Here is a 5019-nt window from a genome sequence, read left to right on the forward strand (position 1 = left end):
CAACGGCCGATGTTGGCCATGGCGGCGCAAAGCATCGCGGTGGTGGCGGCACTGTTTACCCTGGTGGTGGCGGTGTTGCTGATTTCCGACCATGTGAAGCTGCTGAAAATGGATCCGCTTAATGATCCAACGCTGATCGAACTGCGCGACCGGCTGGCCGATTCAACGGAGAGCAACGAGGTCGTGGTGGAGCAGATCCGCACGTACGACCTGTATGTCCGCCGGGCCTTTTTCAGCAATCAGGAGCAACGCCGTACCGGCGGATTACTGGCGCTGGGCGGTGCCGTGGTTTGTTTTGTTGCGCTGCTACTTTGCTCCATCTGGAAACCGCGTCTGCCAGCCATCGGAAAACCGGACACGCCGGATCATTGGGAGCTGAATAATCTCTTCCGGCAGTTGATGGCCGGAACGGGAGTCTTTCTGGTGGTGTTGTCCCTGTTCCTGGCCTTTGCGGTTCAGAGCGATTTAGCCATGGTCCTGGCACAGCAGCAGGTGCCTCACGCAAGCAGTGAGCCGGAAACTGTACCGCAGTTATCCCGCCCGTCCATCGCAGAAATGCAGTCCAACTGGCCGTCGTTGCGCGGGTGGGGAAACATTGGCCATGCGCCGGCCATGGAGCCGCCGATCCATTGGGACGTGGAGTCGGGGGAAAACATTTTGTGGAAAACGGACGTTCCCGTACACGGCTTCAACTCGCCGATCGTCTGGGGCAACCGCCTCTTTTTCACCGGCGGCGACGAGCAGGGCTGCGAGGTTTTTTGCTACAACGCCGATACGGGCGAAGAACTCTGGACCCAGTCGGTCAAGACCTCGGTCGAGTTGCCGGAGGTTTCGGAGGATACGGGCTTTGCCGCGCCGACGATGGCGACCGACGGACAGCGTGTTTTCGCCATCTTTGCAACGGGCGAGCTGGCGGCGTTCGACTTTGACGGCAACCCGGTCTGGCAAAACAGTCTGGGTGTCCCGAAAAACCCGTATGGCATGGGCTCGTCGTTGATCAGCGACGGCGAGCGCGTGTTCGTGCAGTACGACCACGAGGAAAACCAACGCGTGCTGGCGTTTGATTGCGTCGATGGCGCCAAGGTTTGGGAGACCGCGCGCTCCCACATTTCGTGGTCGACGCCCGCCCTGATCGAAACGGCGGCCGGCATGCAGCTGGTGCTCAACGACGAGGAGTTTTCAACGGCCTACGACCCGAAGAGCGGCAAACCGCTTTGGCAGGTCAAATGTTTGGGCGGCGAGGTGGCGCCGTCGCCCGCGTTCAACGGCAAGGACATCGTTTTCGTGGCCAATGAATATGCCCAGGCCAGCGCGCTCAAGCTCAACGGGGCAACACCGCAAATCCTGTGGCAGTACGATGAATACCTTCCCGAAATCGCCAGCCCGCTCGCGGCGGAAGACCGCTTCTTCATCCCCACCTCGGCCGGCGACATGATCTGCCTCGATGCCGCGACCGGCGAGGTCAAGTGGGAGCATGAGTTCGACGACGGCTTCAGCTCGTCGCCCGTGCTGGCGGGCAACAAGGTCTATGCGGTGCACCTCGGCGGCGTCATGCACATCTTCGATGCCCAGGCCGACACCTATCACGAGATCGCCGCCATCGACATGGGCGAACCGATTTATTCCACTCCCGCCTTTGTCAACAACCGCATCTACATCCGCGGCGACGAAACCCTCTTCTGCATCGAGGATTCGACAAAATGATTATGGACAAAATAATTTTCCATCCGGCGGAGCAGGCAATCATTTTGTCCGTAATTATTTTGTCGGCAGCAATATGAATAGCGAACTAGACATTTTGGAAGTGGATCGGATCGTTGCCGAGATCGGGACGGACGCGGCATCGGTGATTCCGGTTTTGCAGGCGGTGCAAAAGACGTTCAAGCATCTGCCGGAAGAGGCGCTGCGGCGCGTGTGCGAAATCACGGAGATCACGCCCGCGCAGATCGAGGGGGTGTCGTCGTTCTTCTCGCAGTTTCGGCGCAAGCCCGTCGGACGGCATATGATCAGCGTCTGCGATGGAACGGCCTGCCATGTGAAGGGCTCCGAGGCGGTCTATAAATCGGTACTGCACGGCCTCGGGATCGAAGAGGGCGACACCGACGCCGACGGACTCTTTACGGTGCAGAAGGTGGCGTGCCTGGGGTGTTGCACGCTGGCGCCCGCCGTGCAGATCGACGGGACGACCTACGGCCATGTGCGCACCGATACCGTCTCGGACATGCTCACCGACTTCCTCGAAAACGAAGCCAACCGCGTGCCGCGCCAGGCGCGCGCCGGGGAGAAGGGCGTGTCGATGGGCGAAGTGCGCGTCGGCCTCGGCTCCTGCTGCGTGGCGGGGGGCAGCGCCAAAATCAAGGATGCGCTCGAAGACGAACTCGATGCGCTCAAATGCAAGGTCGACATCAAGCCCGTGGGCTGCGTCGGCATGTGCCATCGCACGCCGCTGGTGGAGGTGGTGATTCCCGGCGAAGAACCCGTACTCTATGCCAAGGTGAAGCCGGAGGACATCCCCGAGATCGTCGAACGCCATTTTTGGTCGGACAGCCCCTTCATCAAGGTGCGCGTCGCCACCGAGAGCCTGTTGAAGAAGCTCTATTCCGATGCCGCCCGCAACGTGCCTGCCCGCCACGAACTCAATGTCCGCGACGAACCCGTGGCCGACTTTCTCGGCCGCCAGCGGCATATCGCCACCGAGCACGGCGGCGTCCTCAACCCCTCCGACATGGCGGAATACAAAAACCTCGGCGGCTTCAAGGCGCTCAAAGAGGTCTTTTTCAAGAGCGATCCCGCATCGGTCATTTTCGCCGTCGGCCAAAGCGGACTGCGCGGCCGCGGCGGCGGCGGCTTCCCGACCGCCCGCAAGTGGGACGCCGTCCGCAATGCGCCCGGCCAAAAGAAATACATCGTCCTCAACGGCGACGAGGGCGACCCGGGCGCGTTCATGGATCGGATGATCATGGAGTCCTATCCATACCGCGTGATCGAAGGCGTGATCATTGCGTCGTTCGCGGTGGGCGCGTCGGAAGGGTTTCTCTACGTGCGCGCCGAATATCCGCTGGCGGTCAAGCGCCTGCGCATGGCGCTGAAGGAATTCGAAGCGGCCGGTTTTTTGGGCGACAATATTCTGGGCAGCGGGCATTCGCTGCGGTTGAAGGTTTTCGAGGGGGCGGGCGCGTTTGTCTGCGGCGAAGAGTCGGCGCTGATCGCGTCGCTCGAAGGGCGGCGCGGCATGCCGAACTACCGTCCGCCGTTCCCCGCAGAAAAGGGCTTCAACGGTTGCCCGACGCTGGTGAACAATGCCGAGACCTACTCGTTGGTTCCCTGGATCATTCGCAACGGGGCCGAGGCCTTCGCCGAGCTGGGCACGAAGCACAGCAAGGGCACCAAGGTGTTTTCGCTGGCGGGCAAGATCGAGCGCGGCGGTTTGATCGAGGTGCCGATGGGCATCACCATCCGCGAAGTGGTCGAGCAGATCGGCGGCGGCGTGGCCGATGGCCGCGCCTTCAAGGCGGTGCAGATCGGCGGTCCTTCGGGCGGCTGCATTCCGGCCGCCCTTGGCGATACCACCGTCGACTTCGAGGCGTTGACCGGGGTCGGCGCCATGATGGGCTCCGGCGGTTTCGTGGTGCTCGACGACACCGACTGCATGGTCGAGATGGCGCGCTATTTCCTTTCGTTCACGCAGAGCGAATCGTGCGGCAAGTGTACGCCGTGCCGCGTCGGCACCAAGCGCATGCTCGAAATCCTCGATCGCCTTTGCAAAGGACTGGGCAAACCGGGCGACATCGAGAAGCTCGAGCAACTGGCAAAGATGGTGAAGGCGCAGAGCCTGTGCGGACTCGGCAAGACCGCACCCAACCCGGTGCTGACGACGATCAAATATTTCCGCGAGGAGTTCGAAGCGCACATCCAAGGGCGCTGCCCGGCGGGCAAGTGCGAAAAACTCATCACCTATTCCATCACCGACGACTGCATCGGCTGCACCAAGTGCGCGGTCGAATGCCCCGTCGAGGCGATCAAGGGCGAACCCTATTCCGTTTTCGAGATCGACCCCGAAACCTGCGTCCGCTGCGGCGCCTGCAAACAACTCTGCCCCGTCGATGCGGTGAAGGTGGAATGAGTCTTTGACCGGATAACGGGATGAACAGGATTTTGAATGACCGCAAAGGCGCAAAGCATTTGGGCGGGTTTTTTGAAAGCCCGAATTTGGTTGGTAATTTGTAAGGTTTTTTAAGCGAAGAGCTCGTGGAATGAAAATTGTATCTTGGAACTGTAATGGGGCGTTGAGGAATAAAGTTGAGTATTTAGATGAGTTGGATGCCGATGTTTTGGTCGTTCAAGAATGTGAGAATCCATGTTCATCAACTGCAATGTTCAAGGACTGGGCTGGTAAATACTTTTGGGTGGGCGATAACAAAAATCGGGGTCTCGGTATTTTTGCTCGTAAAGGACATGATCTTGGAAAACTGGAATGGAATGGGCGGTTCCAAATGCCTGGGATCAGTATTCAAAGTTCGGCTACTTTATGGACGAGTAATGAGCTTCAGAGTTTTTTGCCGTGCATGGTCGATAATAAACATGTGCTTCTTGGGGTGTGGACAAAGAAGGTTTCGAAGTCTCCAAATTTCAGATATGTCGGGCAACTTTGGAAATACATGCAAATTCACAAGGCCGATATTGCGAGGGAAGAGGCGATTGTTTGCGGAGACTTCAATAGTAATTCAATTTGGGATGAGATGGATCGTTGGTGGAATCATAGTGATGTGGTGGGAGAGTTTGCTGAAATCGGGTACCACAGCCTTTATCATTCCCAGGAAAACGAAGCACATGGTGCCGAGTCGCAAAATACGTTCTACATGTATCGTCATGCGGAAAAGGGTTATCACATTGATTATGTATTTTTACCCAAAAGAAGGTTGCGCGGATCCTCTGTGATGTTCGGGGATGCAGCGAAGTGGCTTCAGTGCAGTGATCATGTCCCACTGATTATTAATATGGATGTGGGATGAGCGCCAA

General features: G+C 58.5%; 3 protein-coding genes. All 3 read left to right on the top strand.

The annotated features are described in order from the left end of the window. The coding region (locus ABYO54_RS13810; protein WP_372808831.1) for a PQQ-binding-like beta-propeller repeat protein at positions 1-1704 on the top strand (1704 nt) is incomplete at its 5' end. 73 nt (positions 1705-1777) lie between these two features. Beyond that, positions 1778-4123: an NADH-quinone oxidoreductase subunit NuoE gene (nuoE, locus tag ABYO54_RS13815; protein ID WP_372808832.1), complete on the top strand. Its 2346-nt coding sequence runs from the start codon at positions 1778-1780 to the stop codon at positions 4121-4123. A 130-nt stretch (positions 4124-4253) separates the two neighbouring features. Beyond that, positions 4254-5012 carry an endonuclease/exonuclease/phosphatase family protein gene (locus tag ABYO54_RS13820; RefSeq protein ID WP_372808833.1) on the top strand — a complete coding sequence of 253 codons (759 nt, stop codon included), beginning with the start codon at positions 4254-4256 and terminating at the stop codon, positions 5010-5012. Positions 5013-5019: the final 7 nt, after the last annotated feature.

The organism is Pontiella sp., assembly GCF_041622395.1.
Classification (GTDB): Bacteria; Verrucomicrobiota; Kiritimatiellia; order Kiritimatiellales; family Pontiellaceae; genus Pontiella.

Coding starts and splice junctions, on each gene's coding strand:
- ABYO54_RS13820 (WP_372808833.1), top strand. CDS start 4,254: ATGAAAATTGTATCTTGGAACTGTAATGGGGCGTTGAGGAATAAAGTT.
- nuoE (WP_372808832.1), top strand. CDS start 1,778: ATGAATAGCGAACTAGACATTTTGGAAGTGGATCGGATCGTTGCCGAG.